14 protein-coding genes are annotated in these 14,469 nt (G+C 68.7%); 6 read left to right on the top strand and 8 right to left on the bottom strand.

Translation table 11 applies throughout. From position 1 onward, the window contains the following. Window position 1: 1 nt before the first annotated feature. Window positions 2-1,489, bottom strand: a complete 1,488-nt coding sequence (gene rng, locus ACFWZ3_RS14085) for a ribonuclease G (protein ID WP_439708309.1) — start codon at window positions 1,487-1,489, stop codon at window positions 2-4. Window positions 1,490-1,529: 40 nt separating this feature from the next. On the opposite strand from rng, the gene ACFWZ3_RS14080 reads away from it, so the two are divergent. Beyond that, complete coding sequence (locus ACFWZ3_RS14080) at window positions 1,530-2,294, top strand: response regulator transcription factor (protein ID WP_439708308.1); 765 nt, start codon at window positions 1,530-1,532, stop codon at window positions 2,292-2,294. Further along, window positions 2,291-3,640, top strand: coding sequence for a sensor histidine kinase (locus tag ACFWZ3_RS14075; RefSeq protein ID WP_439708307.1), 1,350 nt, complete (start codon window positions 2,291-2,293; stop codon window positions 3,638-3,640). The genes ACFWZ3_RS14080 and ACFWZ3_RS14075 overlap by 4 nt, the downstream gene beginning before the upstream one ends. A 191-nt stretch (window positions 3,641-3,831) precedes the next feature. Here ACFWZ3_RS14075 and ACFWZ3_RS14070 read toward each other — a convergent pair whose 3' ends face one another. Beyond that, on the bottom strand, window positions 3,832-4,899 hold the full coding sequence (locus ACFWZ3_RS14070) for a mechanosensitive ion channel family protein (RefSeq protein WP_439708306.1): 1,068 nt from the start codon (window positions 4,897-4,899) through the stop codon (window positions 3,832-3,834). Window positions 4,900-4,992: 93 nt separating this feature from the next. Here ACFWZ3_RS14070 and ACFWZ3_RS14065 point away from each other — a divergent pair, with 93 nt between their 5' ends. Together ACFWZ3_RS14065 and ACFWZ3_RS14060 are read left to right on the top strand one after the other, a co-directional pair. Continuing rightward, window positions 4,993-5,682, top strand: coding sequence for an ATP-binding protein (locus tag ACFWZ3_RS14065; protein WP_439708305.1), 690 nt, complete (start codon window positions 4,993-4,995; stop codon window positions 5,680-5,682). Continuing rightward, window positions 5,666-6,175 carry a mismatch-specific DNA-glycosylase gene (locus ACFWZ3_RS14060; RefSeq protein WP_439708304.1) on the top strand — a complete coding sequence of 170 codons (510 nt, stop codon included), beginning with the start codon at window positions 5,666-5,668 and terminating at the stop codon, window positions 6,173-6,175. The genes ACFWZ3_RS14065 and ACFWZ3_RS14060 overlap by 17 nt, the downstream gene beginning before the upstream one ends. Window positions 6,176-6,229: 54 nt before the next feature. Here the strand turns inward: ACFWZ3_RS14060 and ACFWZ3_RS14055 are convergent, their stop codons facing one another. Then, window positions 6,230-7,513, bottom strand: coding sequence for a c-type cytochrome (locus ACFWZ3_RS14055; RefSeq protein ID WP_439708303.1), 1,284 nt, complete (start codon window positions 7,511-7,513; stop codon window positions 6,230-6,232). After that, window positions 7,510-8,241: a c-type cytochrome gene (locus ACFWZ3_RS14050; protein ID WP_439708302.1), complete on the bottom strand. Its 732-nt coding sequence runs from the start codon at window positions 8,239-8,241 to the stop codon at window positions 7,510-7,512. Before ACFWZ3_RS14050 ends, ACFWZ3_RS14055 begins: the two co-directional genes overlap by 4 nt. 180 nt (window positions 8,242-8,421) lie before the next feature. Between ACFWZ3_RS14050 and ACFWZ3_RS14045 the strand changes: the two genes are divergently transcribed. Then, the gene (locus tag ACFWZ3_RS14045; RefSeq protein ID WP_439708330.1) at window positions 8,422-9,969 is read left to right on the top strand and encodes an amidase; all 1,548 of its coding nucleotides are present in this window, start codon (window positions 8,422-8,424) and stop codon (window positions 9,967-9,969) included. Window positions 9,970-10,238: 269 nt separating this feature from the next. Further along, window positions 10,239-10,916, top strand: a complete 678-nt coding sequence (lepB, locus tag ACFWZ3_RS14040) for a signal peptidase I (RefSeq protein WP_439708301.1) — start codon at window positions 10,239-10,241, stop codon at window positions 10,914-10,916. 44 nt (window positions 10,917-10,960) lie between these two features. On the opposite strand, the gene ACFWZ3_RS14035 is transcribed toward lepB, so the two are convergent. The 4 genes from ACFWZ3_RS14035 to rplQ all read right to left on the bottom strand — a co-directional run bounded on the left by ACFWZ3_RS14035 (window position 10,961) and on the right by rplQ (window position 14,339). After that, window positions 10,961-11,773: a hypothetical protein gene (locus tag ACFWZ3_RS14035; RefSeq protein WP_439708300.1), complete on the bottom strand. Its 813-nt coding sequence runs from the start codon at window positions 11,771-11,773 to the stop codon at window positions 10,961-10,963. Between the two features lie 154 nt (window positions 11,774-11,927). Beyond that, the gene (locus ACFWZ3_RS14030) at window positions 11,928-13,280 is read right to left on the bottom strand and encodes a class II 3-deoxy-7-phosphoheptulonate synthase (RefSeq protein ID WP_439708329.1); all 1,353 of its coding nucleotides are present in this window, start codon (window positions 13,278-13,280) and stop codon (window positions 11,928-11,930) included. A gap of 17 nt (window positions 13,281-13,297) precedes the next feature. Beyond that, the gene (locus ACFWZ3_RS14025) at window positions 13,298-13,810 is read right to left on the bottom strand and encodes a disulfide bond formation protein B (RefSeq protein WP_439708299.1); all 513 of its coding nucleotides are present in this window, start codon (window positions 13,808-13,810) and stop codon (window positions 13,298-13,300) included. Window positions 13,811-13,952: 142 nt separating this feature from the next. Beyond that, window positions 13,953-14,339: a 50S ribosomal protein L17 gene (gene rplQ / locus ACFWZ3_RS14020; RefSeq protein ID WP_439708298.1), complete on the bottom strand. Its 387-nt coding sequence runs from the start codon at window positions 14,337-14,339 to the stop codon at window positions 13,953-13,955. Window positions 14,340-14,469 lie beyond the last annotated feature (130 nt).

The raw sequence follows: 14,469 nt of genomic DNA, 5'->3' as shown, positions 1-14,469 counted from the left end.
CTTACAGCAAGACCACATCGAATTGTTCCTGCGAGTAATGCTCTTCCGGCTGGAAGCGTATGCTCTTGGAGATGAACTCCTCCAGTTCGGCCACCGCCGCCGACTCCTCTTCGAGGATGCGCGAGACGACCTTGGGACTGGCCATCACGAGCAGCTTTTCGGCGTTGAACTGGCGCACCGCGCGGGTGATCTCGCGGAAGATCTCATAGGTGACCGTCTCGGCGGTCTTGATCGTGCCGCGCCCGCCGCAGTCCGGGCACGGTTCGCAGAGCTGGCGTTCCAGGCTTTCGGTAGTGCGCTTGCGCGTCATCTCCACCAGCCCGAGCGCGGACATCGGGTAGACCGTGGTCTTGGCGTGGTCGCGCGCCAGGCCCTTCTCGAGCATGCGGATGACCTGTCGCTTGTGCTCGTCATCGTTCATGTCGATGAAGTCGATGATGATGATGCCGCCGAGGTTGCGCAGCCGCAGTTGCCTCGCCGCCGCCTGCGCGGCTTCCAGGTTGGTGCGGTAGACCGTTTCCTCCAGGTTGCGCGTGCCCAGGTAGCCGCCGGTGTTGACGTCGATCGTCGTCATCGCCTCGGTCTGGTCGACGATCAGATAACCGCCGGATTTGAGCGGCACCTCCTTCTTCATCGCGCGCTGGATCTCGTCCTCCACGCCGTAGAGGTCGAAGATCGGCCGCTCGCCGGTGTAGTGCTCGATGCGATCGTCCAGGCTGGGCATGAACTTGTGCACGAACTTGACGACCTTCTCGTGCGTCTCGCGCGAATCGACGCGTACCTTCTCGATGTCGTCGGTGAGCATGTCGCGCAGGCTGCGCAGCGGCAGCGAGAGCTCCTCGTAGACGCGCTCGCCGACCTTGGCTTTGGCGATGTTCTCCTGCACCACGCGCCAGACCTTGCTCAGGTAGGTCACGTCGAAGGCGAGCGACTCGGCCGACTGGCCTTCGGCGTTGGTGCGCACGATGTAGCCGAGCCGGTTCGTTCCGGCACCGTCCTCGCCGATCAGGCCGCCGAGCACGTCCTTCAGGCGTCCGCGCTCGGCCTCGTCCTCGATGCGTGCGGAGATGCCCAGCGTACGCGCGTGCGGCAGCAGCACCAGGTAACGCGAGGGGATCGACAGGTGGGTGGACAGCCGTGCGCCCTTGGTCCCGATCGGGTCCTTCACCACCTGCACCACGATGTCCTGCCCTTCATGGACCAGCTCGCTGATCGAGGGCGTGTGGCCGTTGCCGTGCACCTCCGCGCCCTCGGGCAGCGGCGGGCGCACGATGTCCGAGGCGTGCAGGAACGCCGCACGCTCCAGCCCGATTTCCACGAACACGGCCTGCATGCCGGGCATCACCCGCTGCACGCGGCCCTTGTAGACGTTGCCCACGTAGCCGCGCTTGGAGGCACGCTCGACGTGCACCTCCTGCAGCATGCCGTTCTCGACCACGCCTACGCGGGTCTCACGGGGCGTCACGTTGATCAGGATCTCTTCACTCACACCCACCCCCGTTGATCTGTCTCTTTATAGCGGGTGGGCGATGAAACTGTCGATGCGCCAGCGCACGGGAAGCCGGCAACCCGGCGGCGCCACCGCCGCGACGGGCACGACGGCCACCCACTGGGTAGACTCCGCCACCATGAAACTGCTGCTGGTGGAAGATTCCGAACGCCTGCGCACCACCCTGCAGCACGGCCTGCGGGGCGCCGGCTTCACCGTCGACGCGGCGGCGGACGGCGTCGAGGCCAAGGGTTTCCTCGCCGGCTACGACTACGACCTGGTGGTGCTGGACCTGATGCTGCCACGGCTGGACGGCCTGGGCGTGCTGCGCAGCCTGCCCCCGGGCGGCCGTCGCCCGCGCGTGCTGGTGCTGTCCGCCCGCGACCAGGTGGGCGACCGCATCGAGTCGCTCAACGCCGGCGCCGACGACTACCTGGTCAAGCCCTTCGCCTTCGACGAGCTTGTCGCCCGCCTGCACGCCCTGGCGCGCCGCCCGCTGCAGGCACAGCCGGTGGTGCTGACCCTGGGTACGCTGGCGTGGGACCCGCTGGCCCAGCAAGCCAGCGTGGATGGCCAGCCGCTGCCGCTTACGCCGCGCGAGTTCGCCGTGCTGGGGCTGCTGCTGCGCCACCGCGGCCGCGCCTTCACGCGCCAGGAAATCCTCGAGCGCACCGCCGGCAGCGACACCGACGTTTCCGACCGCAGCGTCGAGGTGCTGGTCTTCGGTCTGCGCCGCAAGCTCGACGCGGCCGGCCTGGCCGGCCTGATCGAGACCCGCCGCGGCGCCGGCTACCTGATCCCGTGAAACCGCCCTCGCTCGCCGCGCGCATCACCCTGCTGCTGGTGGGCACCAGCCTGGCCCTGCTCGGCGGGGGCGGATTGCTGATGGACTGGCGCATCGACCAGGCGATGGAGAGCCGGTATCGGGAAAACCTGCTGACCCAGGCCCAGGCGCTGACCACGGTGGTGGAGATCGAGCAGGCGGCCGGCGAGCCACAAGCGGCCGCGGGACTGCTCGGCGAAAGCGGACACGCCTGGTACGAGCTGCGCTGCGAGGGCCTGGCGCCCCAGCGCAGCACACCGCCGCCACCGGTCGCGCCCGCCGGCTGGCCGGCGGCGGCGGGAGCCACACCGCGCTTCCTCAATCTGCGCAACGGGTCCGGACGGCTGGGCGCGGTGATGTTCGCCTTCCAGGAGCCCTCCGCCACCCGCCCGCCCACGCGCCGCTGCGCGCTGCTGTTCATGCAGGACCGTCGCGCGTTCGACCGCCTGCTGACCACGCTGGACTGGATACTCGTGCTGGGCCCGGCACTGGCGCTGCTGGTCGCGCTGGTGGCGGTGCCGCTGATCGTGCGGCGCGGCCTGAAACCGGTGCGCGCGCTGGTCGAGCGCATGCGCGACATCGGCCCGCACGCGCCCGGCCAGCGCCTGCCCGCCAGCGGTACGCGCGAGCTCGACCCGCTGGTCGCCCGCTTCAACGACGTGCTGGCCAGGATGGACGAGGGCCTCGCGCGCGAACGCCAGTTCGCCAGCGGCCTGGCGCACGAGACTCGTACGCGGTTGGCCGAACTGCGCGCGCTGGCGGAAGTGGAGGCGCGTTACCCGAGCGGCCGGGAACTCGACCAGATCCTCGGCGAGATCGGGCAGATCGGGGCTGAGCTGGAAGCGACCGTTTCTGCATTGCTGCTGCTCACCCGCCTGCAGTCGGGCCTGGAACAACCGCAGCGCCAGCCGCTGGAACTGGCCCCGTGGCTCGAGCGCCAGCTGCCCCGCCACCGCGCGCACGCCGCCTCGCGTGGCCTGGCGCTGGTGGTCGACGGCAGGCCGCCGGCGCACCTGCATACCGACCCCGCGTTGCTTGAGGTCGTGCTGGGCAACCTGCTCGGCAACGCCTGTGCCTACGCGCCGGACGGCGACACCGTGAGGGTCGGGCTGGATACGGACGGCCTGCGCATCAGCAACGCCGCGCCCGGGCTGGAGCCCGCGGACCTTGCGCGTTTCGGCCAGCGCTTCTGGCGCAAGCAACCGCCCCATGCCGGCCATGCGGGCCTCGGGTTGGCGCTGGCCCACGCAGCGGCCGAGGCGCTTGGCATGGACCTTCGCTTCGAACTGGAGGATGGGCGGTTGTCGGCCGTGCTGCGGTGGGGCTGAGGCACGACTCCCCCCATCCGCCCTTCGGGCACCCCCCCGTCAAACGGGGGAAGGATCAGAGGCGCGGCGCTGCATTTCCGACCCCCTCAGCGAACGCGGGGGCTCAAACACGAGCCGCTGCACTTTCGAGCCTTCCTCCGCGAACGCGGGGGAAGGTGTCGACGGGCGGGCGCCCTTGAGCGCAATCGGCATCAGCCGGCCGGATCGCGCACCTCGGCACGAACCCGCGGCAGGCTGTCCGGATAGTGCTGTTGCACGAACGCGATCATCCCTTCGCGCACGTGGCAGCGCAGGTCGAAGTTGCTGCCCGAGTCGGCCGAACTGGCCAGGATGCGGATCTGCAGCGTGCGGTCGGTGGTATCGGTCACCTGCAGCACGCAGACTCGCCCGTCCCACTGCGGCGCCTCCTTGCACAGGCGCTTGACCTCCTCGCGCAGCGGCTCCAGCGGCACGCGGTAGTCCAGCCACAGGTAGACGGTGCCGATCAGCTGCGAGCTGGTACGCGTCCAGTTCTGGAACGGGTTCTCGATGAACCAGTTCAACGGCACCACCAGCCGTCGTTCGTCCCAGATGCGCACCACCACGTAGGTGCCGGTGATCTCCTCGATGCGACCCCACTCGCCCTCGATGATCACCACGTCGTCCAGCCGGATCGGCTGGGTGATGGCAATCTGCAGGCCGGCGATCAGGTTGCTCAGCACCGGCTTGGCCGCCAGGCCCACGGCCAGGCCGGCCAGGCCCGCCGAGGCAAGCAGGCTGGCGCCGATCTGACGCACGCCGGGAATCATCATCAGGCACGCGGCCAGGCCGATCAGGATCAGCAGCACGGAACCCGTGCGCCCCAGTACGCGCGCCTGCGTGAGCACCCGCCGTGCGCGCAGGTTGTTCTCGGTGTTGACCGGGAAGCGGCGGCAGAAGAAGAACTCGACTGCGTTGATGCAGCGCACGCCCAGCCACGTGGCAACCGCGATCAGGGCGATCACCAGGATCTGCTCGGCCGACGCGGTGATGTGCAGTTCGTCCGCCTCGGGGCGTGTATGCAGCGCCACCACCAGCACCAGCAGCGGCACCAGCCAGCCCATCGGCGAGCGCGCCTGCCTGAGCATCTCGCGCGCCATCGGATGCCCGTCGCTGACACGCCAAAGCAGCGCGCGCACCAGCCGGTGGACGACGATCGCGACCAGCAACGCCACGATCACCGTGACGCCCAGGCGGATCCAGGGCTGGCCGTTCCAGATCTCCAGCAGGTTTTCCGTCATCGGCCTACCGTGCCGGTTCGCGCGTCCACGTCGCGTGGGCGGGTCATGGTCGCAATGTTCAGACGGCCATCCGCCTTGCCGTAAAGTAGGCCGATGAGCGCCACACCCATCCTCCTCGCCTGGAGCGGCGGCAAGGACTGCCTGATGGCCCTGCAGCGGCTGCGCGCCGATCCGCAGTGGCAGGTGGTCGCGCTGCTGACGACCGTCAACCGCACCTATGGAAGGATCGCCATGCATGGCGTGCGGCGCGACATCCTGCTCGCGCAGGCCGATGCGCTGGGCCTGCCGCTGCTGGAAGTCGAGATGGACTGGCCCGGCAGCAACGAGGCCTACGAAGCGGCGCACGAGCGTGCGCTGGCCCAGGCACGGATGCGCTGGCCGGGCATCCGCCACTGCGCCTTCGGTGACCTGTTCCTGCAGGACGTGCGCGACTACCGCGTGCGCCAGCTCGGCCGCGCGCAATGGCGCGCCGTGTTTCCCATCTGGGGCGAGGACACCCAGGCCCTGTCGCGCCGCTTCGTGGGCGAGGGGCATCGCGCGCTGCTGTGTTGCGTGGACACGCAACAGCTGGCGGCGGACTACTGCGGCCGCCCCTACGACGGTGCGCTGCTCGACAGCCTGCCGGCAGGCGTCGACCCGTGCGGCGAGCACGGCGAGTTCCACACGCTGAGCTGCGGCGGCCCGTTGTTCGCCCGCGAACTGCGCCTGCGCCGCGGCGAGTCGGTGCTGCGCGACGAGCGCTTCCAGTTCACCGACTTCCTGCTCGATGAACCGACCGGCTGAGCACATCCTGCCCGACCTGCTGCGCCCGGGCCTGGCGCTGGTGTTCTGCGGGACGGCCGCAGGGGAACGCTCGGCGCGCGAAGGCGCCTACTACGCACACCCGGGCAACCTGTTCTGGCGCGCGCTGCACGAGGCGGGCATCACGCCGCGCCGCTTCACGCCGGCCGAGTATCCGGACCTGCTTGAACTGGGCATCGGCCTGACCGACCTCGCCAAGCGACACAGCGGCAACGACGCCGACCTGCCGCGCGATGCTTTCAACGTCCCGGCGATGATGGCCAAGATCGAACGCTTCCAGCCGCGCCTGCTCGCCTTCACCAGCAAGGCGGCCGCACGGGCGGCGCTGGGCCGGCCGATCGAGGCCTACGGACCGCAGCCCGAGCGCATCGGCACCACCCGTGTCTTCGCCCTGCCCTCGCCCTCGGGCCAGGCCCGCCGCCACTGGGACATCGAGCCCTGGCGCGTGCTGGCGAGGCAGGCCCGGCTCGACTAGCCGCTCGCCCCTCGCGCGACGCGATGCATGGCGAACGCTGCGCCTGTCCGCTGGCTATTCGACAGGCGTGTGCCGATAGGCGGCGACGTCGCGCTCCATCACTGGCGCGGCGTTGTTCGACCAGGCGTGGCGAATGTAGGTCACCACCGCGGCGACGTCGCCATCGCTCAGCTGCTGCGCGAACGGCGGCATCGAGTAGGGGCGCGGGTGGGCGGCGGTGGTGGGTGCGAAACCGCCGAGCAGGACGATGCGGATGGCATTGATGCCGGTCGGCTCGGTCACTGACGAGTTGCCGGCCAGCGGCGGGTAGACGCCCGCGACGCCCCGGCCGTCCTTGCCGTGGCAACTGCTGCACTGCCGGTCGTACAGGTCGGCGCCGCGGTCGAGCAGCGCGGTGGCGTCCACCCGGCTGCCGCCCTGCGCCGGCGCGGGGCGCGGCGGCAGCGACTGCAGGTAGATGGCGATGGCGCGCAGGTCGTCCTGGCGCATGTGCTGCGTGCTCTGCATGACGACGTCGGCCATCGGCCCGAACGCGGCGCCCTTGCGCGACTGGCCGGTGCGAAGCAGCGTCACGATGTCGTCTGTGCTCCAGCCTTCCAGGCCGCCGTGGGCGTGCGTGCTGAGGTCGGGGGCGTACCAGTTCTGCGCGGGAATCTGGCCGCCGGTGAGCGTTTCGTTGCTGGGCAGGCCACCGAGGTTGTCGCGCGCGACGTGGCATTCGTTGCAGTGGCCCAGGCCCTGCACCAGATAGGCGCCGCGATTCCACTGCGCCGATTGCTTCGGGTCGGGCACGAATTCGCCGGGGCGGAAGTAGAGCGTGCGCCAGGTGGCCAGGCCGGCCCGCAGGTCGTAGGGGAAGCGCAACGACGGGGCGCCCGTCTGGTTGCGCACCGGTGGCAGGGTCTTGAGGTAGGCGAACAGCGCGAACGCATCTTCGCGGCTGACCTTCGTGTAGGAGGTGTACGGGAAGGCCGGGTAGAGCGCATGGCCATCGCGTCCGACGCCTTCGTGCAACGCGCGCCAGAACGCATCGAACGACCATTGCCCCAGGCCCGTGGCGTCGTCCGGCGTGAGGTTGGGCGCGGGCACCTCGCCGAACGGCGTGGGCAGCGCGCGCCCGCCGGCGTAGGGCTTGCCGCCCTGCGCGGTATGGCAGGCCGCGCAGTCGCCGATCGTGGCGAGGTAGGCGCCGCGGGCGATCAGGGCCGGGTCCTGCAGCTTGGCGGCGGTGGTCTGTGCGGGCGGCAACGCTGCGTGGTGCCGGGCGAGCAGCCACCAGGCGACGACGGCGATCGCCACCACCAGCAGGGCTAGGAAACCGCGCAGGAGCCACTTCATCGCGCGCCCTCCTTCGCCTGCAGGACGCCACAGGCCAGTGGCGGCGTCACCGACCCGGCCGGCTGGGCGTGAACGTCCGCGGGCACGTCGCGGGCGGCAAGCCAGGCGGAGACCGCGGTGATGTCGGCCTCGCTCAGGCGGCCGGCGATGGTTGCCATGCAGTCGGGAGCGACCATCGCGCGCGTATGCGTACGCCATGCGCCCAGCTGCGCACTGATGTAGTCGTAGGGCAAGCCGACCAGGCCGGGGATGTCCGGTTCCACGCCGGTCAGATGCTCGCCGTGACAGGCCGCGCAGGCGGGAACCTTGCGCGAGGGATCGCCCTGGGTGGCGAGCACTTCACCGCGCTTGAGGGCCGCGTCCGTGACACGCGGCAACGGCGAGCGCTGGTAGGGCACCTGCTGCGCGGCAAAGTAACCGGCGATCTCGTGCATGTACTCGGGCGTCAGGCCGCGCACCGTGTATTCCATCGGCGCGTACTTGCGCAGGCCGTCCTGGAAGTTGCGGATCTGGCGCGCGAGATAGCCGGCCGGCTTGCCGGCGAGGCGCGGGAAGAAACCGGTCTCGGGCGTGCCTTCGCCGTGCTCGCCGTGACAGGCCGTGCAGGCGGCGATGCGCTGCTTGAGGGTATCGGGCACGTTGGGCGCGTCTGCGGCCCGGACGGCGGTGGCGGACAGCGCGACGACCAGGAGGGCCGGCGCCAGGCACACGGAGGAAAGCAGGCTCATGCGTGGGATTATAGGTAGCGGCTGGATGCGCGGCAGGCGCGCGGGAGGGATATGCTGCGCCGGCGCGACACCATGCCGCACCGTCATGCGCCATTGCACACCGACCCATCGGAGGCCGCCGTGAAACCCTCGCCCGCCCGCCTTGCCCTGCTCATCTCCCTGCTGCTCGCCGGTCCAGCGATGGCGGCGCAACCGCCCCAGCCGCTCGCCTGGGCCTCGATCGACCAGCTGCAGCAGCAGATGGACGCCGGCACGCTGGACAGTCGCACGCTGGCGCGGCAGTTCCTCGACCGCATCGCGCAGATCGACCAGGCCGGACCGACCCTGCGCTCGGTGATCGAAACCAACCCCGACGCGCTGAAGCTCGCCGCCGCGCTCGACGCCGGTCGCGCCAGCGCCAAGCGTGGCCCGCTCTACGGCGTGCCGGTGCTGCTCAAGGACAACATCGACACCGGCGACCGCATGCTCACCACCGCCGGTTCGCTGGCGCTGGCCGACGCGCCGGCACCGCGCGACGCCGGACTGGTCGAACGGTTGCGCAAGGCCGGCGCGCTGGTGCTGGGCAAAACCAATCTGAGTGAGTGGGCCAACTTCCGTTCCAGCCACGCCAGCAGCGGCTGGAGCGGTCGTGGCGGGCAGACGAAGAATCCCTATGTGCTCGACCGCAATCCCTGTGGTTCGAGTGCCGGTTCCGGCGCGGCGGTGGCCGCCGGCCTGGTGACCGTGGCGATCGGCACGGAAACGGATGGCTCGATCATCTGCCCTGCCGCCAGCAACGGCATCGTCGGCATCAAGCCCACGCTGGGTCTGGTCAGCCGGAGCGGCATCGTGCCGATCGCACACAGCCAGGACACCGCCGGCCCGATGGCACGCAGCGTGGCTGATGCCGCGGCCCTGCTCAGCGTGATCGCCGGCAGCGATCCGCGCGATCCGGCGACCGCCGAAGCGGACAAGCACGCCACCGACTACACGCGTTTCCTCGACCCCAATGGACTCAAGGGCAAGCGCATCGGCGTGGTGCGCCAGCTCGCCGGCGCCGAACCCAACGCCGACCGCGTGCTGGAGCAGGCCATCGCGTTGATGAAGTCCCAAGGCGCGATCATCGTCGACCCGGTGACCGTGCCGCACCTGGCCGACCTCGGCGGACCGGAGATGACCGTGTTGCTGTATGAGTTCAAGCACGACATCAACGCGTATCTGGCCAGCCGGCCGAACCTCAAGATGAGGACGCTCACTGACCTCATCGCCTTCGACAAGGCGCACGCGGAACAGGAAATGCCCTGGTTCGGCCAGGAGCTGTTCGAGGAGGCGCAGGGCAAAGGTCCGCTGACCGACAGGAACTACACCGACGCGCTGGCCAAGGCCAAGCGGCTGGCCGGCCCCGAGGGCATCGACGCGGCGCTGGCCAAGAATCACCTGGACGCCTTGCTGGCGCCGTCGTGGGGTCCGGCCTTCGTCACCGACCTGGTGCTCGGCGACCACATCGTGAGCGGCGATCCGACGGTTGGCGGCGCATCGCAACCGGCGGCAGTGGCCGGCTATCCGTCCATCACCGTGCCGGCCGGCTTCGCGCATGACCTGCCGGTGGGCATCGTGCTGTTCGGCGCGAAGTGGAGCGAGCCCACGCTGATCTCGATCGCCTACGGCTTCGAGCAGCAGGCCCAGGCCTGGCAGCCTCCGCGCTTCCTGGACACCGTCGGCGGCAAGCCGGTTGCGGGTTCGCGCTGAGCACCGTAGCCCGGGCCTGCAAAGCGCCCTGACGTGCCCGCACCGCGGGCATCGGTCGGTGGAAACCATGCCGACCGATGCCTGCCTGTTCTTCAACGACTGCCCGGCTGCGGTGCACTGCTCAAGCCGAAGCTGGCGATTGCCGCGTGTTGCTCCTTGGGGCGATGTGCTTTGTCCGCCGGTGCAGGGCAAGGAGGATGTTGCCGGTAGCGGAACCGGCGAGCGGCTTGGCGGTCTTAAGACAGGCACTCCCGGCAAAGGACCTGTCCATGCACGCCTTCGCACGCTTCCTGCTCCGCAACCGCGGTTTCTTCCTGTTTCTGCTCGGCATGCTGGTCTTCCGCAGCGCGCTGGCGGACTGGAACACCGTTCCGACCGGCTCCATGCAGCCGACCATCCACATCGGTGACCGCATCGTGGTCGACCGCATGGCCTACGACCTGCGCCTGCCTTTCACGCACGTCTCGCTGTGGCACCGGGCGGATCCCCGGCGGGGAGACATCGTGATCATCGACTCGGCCGCGACGGGCGAGCGGCTGGTCAAGCGCGTGATCGGGCTGCCGGGCGATACCGTCGCGCTGCGCAGCAACGTGCTCTACATCAACGGCCATACCGCGCATTATCGGCCCGCGCAGGTGGTGGATATCGCGGCGGACCGGGCCCTGCCGGCAAGTTATGCGATGGAATCGCTGGGTGGCGGATCCGAGCATTTCATCCGGCTATCGCGCTACCTACCGAGCCCTGCCAGCAACTATGGCCCCGTCACAATCACCGCGGGTCATTATCTGGCCATGGGCGACAACCGCGACGACAGCTATGACTCGCGATTCTTTGGTTTCGTGCCGCGTGAGGAAATCGTGGGACGTGCGCGTTTCGTGGCACTGTCGCTCGACCCGGCAAGACATGGCATGCCGCGCGCCAACCGTTGGGGGCTGGCGCTGCACTAACGCCTGTCGTGCAACGGCGGATGGGGTCAGCTACCGCGGCGCGCTCAACCCAGCGTGATGGTCGGCCCCAGGATGGCAGCGAAGGCGATAGTCATGGCCATGCCGGCCACCACCAGCGACCGATGGCGCCCTACCGCAAAATCGGTCGGCGGCCGCTCCCGTGACCGGGCATAAGCGACATTGAACAGGCCCGCCGTTCCGCCGAAGGAAGATGCGACGGCGGATACCAGCGTGATGAATATCCCCAGCGGGTTGAACAGGCTGACCAGCACGGCCGCGATGCCTCCGACAATGTAGAGCGTCATCGCCACCGTCCGTTGCGTACGCTGCGCAGCCGGTCCGCCCCCCAGCATGACGGCCATCATGGCGATGGCCTTGCGCGTTACCGCGATATAGGCGACCAGCCCCACCCCAAAAAGCAGCAGGCGCCATGCCCAAGGCCAGGGTAACGGACCGATGCCGCCACCGTCGGCCGGCCCCCAGTCACCCAGATTGGTCAGGCCGGAAAACATCCAGTATCCGGCAGCCACCATGCCCTTGACGGTAAACACGATCCACCACGCCAGCCGCGCCAGCGGACGGTTCGCCAAATGCCAGAAAAGGAAGCCGACGCAGGCGAGCAGCACGTCCATCGAGGTGCCGGCCATCGCCACCAGGCGCCGGCTCCAGCCGCCAGTGCCGCTGCATTCGACGTAGTACGCACCCAGTTGGCTGGGCTGGTGCCCGGTCGCCACGCAAGCGAGAGCATGCCCCATCAGCTCGTGCGCCATCGTCAGCAGCGGTAGCAGCAACAATGCCAGCCCAACCACGGTCCAAACGTCGACGCGCGAGTCAGCGCGCGGGGCTTGCCTTGCCATGGTCCGTCTCTCCTATGTGCCTGCATTCAAGCGTGGCCCGGCACGCCGGGTGAGCCCAGTACTTACTGCCAGCTACTGCCGGTGACGTCTGTCATTTATGCGCTGACCAAGCAATGCGGTTTCCGCCCGTGCACTTTCCGGCGCACGCCCGACCTCACCCCGCAACACCCTCGGACTTGCGCACGATCAACATGGCCAGCTCCAGCGACTGCTCATAATTGAGCCGCGGATCGACCATGGACTTGTAGGCCCGCTTGAGATCCGTCTCGGACAGATCGCGGGCGCCACCCATGCATTCGGTCACGTCCTCGCCAGTCAGTTCGAGGTGCACGCCACCCAGCCGCGTCCCCGCAGCCGCGTGGATGTCGAACGCCTGGTCAAGCTCGCCCCGGATGTTGTCGAAGCGGCGGGTCTTGTAGCCGTTGGATGTGCTTTCGGTGTTGCCGTGCATCGGATCGGCGACCCACAACACGCGCCGTCCCTCGCGCCGGACCGCCTCCAGCAGTGGCGGCAGTGCATGGGCGATGGACGCGTTGCCCATGCGGTGGATCAGGGTCAGCCGTCCGGGCTCGTCGTGTGGATTGAGAGCGTCGATCAGCGGGAGCAACTGCTCCGCGGTCACCGACGGTCCTACCTTCACCGCGACAGGGTTACGAATGCCGCGGAAATACTCCACGTGCGCGCCTTCCAGCGCCGCCGTGCGCATGCCGATCCAGGGGAAGTGCGTAGACAGGTTGAACCAGCCGGGGTTGCGCGGCACTTGCCGGGTCAGCGCTTCCTCGTAATGCAGCAAAAGCGCCTCATGCGAGGTGAAGAAGTCGACCCGCGAGAAGCTGGCAATGGGGCCGGCCAGTGTTTCCATGAAGCGCAGCGAATCGCCGATAGCGGCGACCATGCGGCGATACTCGGCCGCCAGCGGCGAATGCTCGACCCAGGCCAGGTCCCAGTATTCCGGGTGATGCAGGTCGGCGAACCCGCCGTCGATCAGCGCGCGCACGAAGTTCATGGTCAGTGCCGAATGCGCATGCGCCTGGATCAGGCGCTGCGGATCGGCACGGCGCGCCCCGGCAGTGAAGGCAGGTCCGTTGACCACGTCACCGCGGAAGCTTGGCAGCGTCAAGCCATCCCGGGTTTCGGTGTCGGCCGAACGCGGTTTGGCATACTGGCCGGCGAACCGACCCACGCGCAATACCGGCTTCTTGAGCCCGTGCACCAGAACCAGGCTCATCTGCAGCAGCACCTTCAACCGGTTGGAGATCACCGGACTGGTGCAGTCGGCGAAACTCTCGGCGCAGTCGCCGCCCTGCAGCAGGAAACGCTCGCCCTCCTGCGCCTCGGCCAGTGCCTGCTTGAGCGCCAACACCTCCCAGGAGGTCACCAGCGGCGGCAAGGCCGCCAGTTGCGTGGTGGCACGCGCCAGCTCCGCCGCATCCTCGTAGTGTGGTTGCTGCAGGGCAACGCACCGCTGCCAGGAAGCCGGCGCCCAGTCGGCAGGCGCCTCGGCCATACGGTTGGGTCGATCGTTCACGGCATTGTCCGGTCGGGAATGCGACGCACAGTGGCGACAAGGGCGAGCACTGCCAGCAGCACGAACCACAGCAGCGTCCAGGCCGGCATCGGCAGACCCAGCACCGGCTCGACCTTGGCGCATTCGCCCGAACCGGTGAAGACCATGCGCAGCACCTGGGCGAACGGGAAGGCGTCAAACATGTAATCAAGCGGGGGGCCACACGAGGGAACCTGGTCGGCCGGCAGCGACTGGATCCATAGATGGCGCCCCGCCACGGCCATACCCCACAGCGCCCCCAGCAGCACGCCCCCGGTGTAGACCCAGCGCAGCCCACGCCGGGGCGCATGCAGCGCGCCGACCAGGAAAAAGACCGCCATCACCAGGAAGCCGATGCGCTGGAAGATGCACAGCGGACACGGAATCAACCCCCACGCGTGCTCTGTGTACAGCGCGAAGCCGAGCAGGGCCACGCAGATCAGGAAACCCAGGAGGAAGCTGACGCGATAAGACCAGTGCAGAGGATTCATGGCGGCATGTTGCGTTGCGGAAAGTCGACATTACCCGCTTGCTGGTCCGCTGTCAGCAAGCCGGCCGGAAAAAGAAAAACCCCGGCAGGTCGCCCGGCCGGGGTTTGTCGTTTGGACGTCTGGACGCCCGTACGTTCGAGGCTTACTCCGCGTCGGCGGCAACAGCCGTCTGCGGACGATCCACCAGCTCGACGTAGGCCATCGGCGCGTTGTCACCCGGGCGGAAACCGCACTTCAGGATGCGCAGATAGCCGCCGGGACGCTCGCGGTAGCGCGGGCCCAGTTCGACGAACAGCTTGCCCACCGCTTCCTTGTCGCGCAGGCGCGAGAAGGCGAGGCGGCGGTTGGCGACGCCATCAGCCTTGGCCAGCGTGATGAGCGGCTCGGCGACGCGGCGCAGCTCCTTGGCCTTGGGCAGGGTGGTACGGATCAGCTCGTGCTTGATCAGCGAGGCGGCCATGTTCTTGAACATCGCTTCGCGGTGCGAGCTGGTGCGGTTGAGCTTGCGGCCCGATTTCTGGTGGCGCATGGTGAACTCTCTTCGGTCTGTTGTTATGAAAAACCGGCGGTTGTGTCCGGTTTTCCGCGGTTGCCCGCTGTTTCGAGCCTTTTAAGAACAGGCTCTCGTGAGGAGTGCGGCCATGGGTGGCCGTCTATTG

The organism is Frateuria sp. GZRR35 (assembly GCF_051900415.1).
Taxonomy (GTDB): Bacteria; Pseudomonadota; Gammaproteobacteria; order Xanthomonadales; family Rhodanobacteraceae; genus Frateuria_A.
This window is presented reverse-complemented; position numbering and strand designations above follow the sequence as displayed.

Excerpts from the sequence above, each read along its gene's own strand:
- ACFWZ3_RS14030 (WP_439708329.1), bottom strand. The coding sequence starts at position 13,280 with ATGGCCGAGGCGCCTGCCGACTGGGCGCCGGCTTCCTGGCAGCGGTGC.
- ACFWZ3_RS14025 (WP_439708299.1), bottom strand. The coding sequence starts at position 13,810 with ATGAATCCTCTGCACTGGTCTTATCGCGTCAGCTTCCTCCTGGGTTTC.
- ACFWZ3_RS14055 (WP_439708303.1), bottom strand. The coding sequence starts at position 7,513 with ATGAAGTGGCTCCTGCGCGGTTTCCTAGCCCTGCTGGTGGTGGCGATC.
- ACFWZ3_RS14070 (WP_439708306.1), bottom strand. The coding sequence starts at position 4,899 with ATGACGGAAAACCTGCTGGAGATCTGGAACGGCCAGCCCTGGATCCGC.
- rplQ (WP_439708298.1), bottom strand. The coding sequence starts at position 14,339 with ATGCGCCACCAGAAATCGGGCCGCAAGCTCAACCGCACCAGCTCGCAC.
- ACFWZ3_RS14050 (WP_439708302.1), bottom strand. The coding sequence starts at position 8,241 with ATGAGCCTGCTTTCCTCCGTGTGCCTGGCGCCGGCCCTCCTGGTCGTC.
- ACFWZ3_RS14035 (WP_439708300.1), bottom strand. The coding sequence starts at position 11,773 with ATGGCAAGGCAAGCCCCGCGCGCTGACTCGCGCGTCGACGTTTGGACC.
- ACFWZ3_RS14045 (WP_439708330.1), top strand. The coding sequence starts at position 8,422 with ATGGCGGCGCAACCGCCCCAGCCGCTCGCCTGGGCCTCGATCGACCAG.
- ACFWZ3_RS14080 (WP_439708308.1), top strand. The coding sequence starts at position 1,530 with ATGAAACTGTCGATGCGCCAGCGCACGGGAAGCCGGCAACCCGGCGGC.
- ACFWZ3_RS14060 (WP_439708304.1), top strand. The coding sequence starts at position 5,666 with ATGAACCGACCGGCTGAGCACATCCTGCCCGACCTGCTGCGCCCGGGC.
- ACFWZ3_RS14065 (WP_439708305.1), top strand. The coding sequence starts at position 4,993 with ATGAGCGCCACACCCATCCTCCTCGCCTGGAGCGGCGGCAAGGACTGC.
- lepB (WP_439708301.1), top strand. The coding sequence starts at position 10,239 with ATGCACGCCTTCGCACGCTTCCTGCTCCGCAACCGCGGTTTCTTCCTG.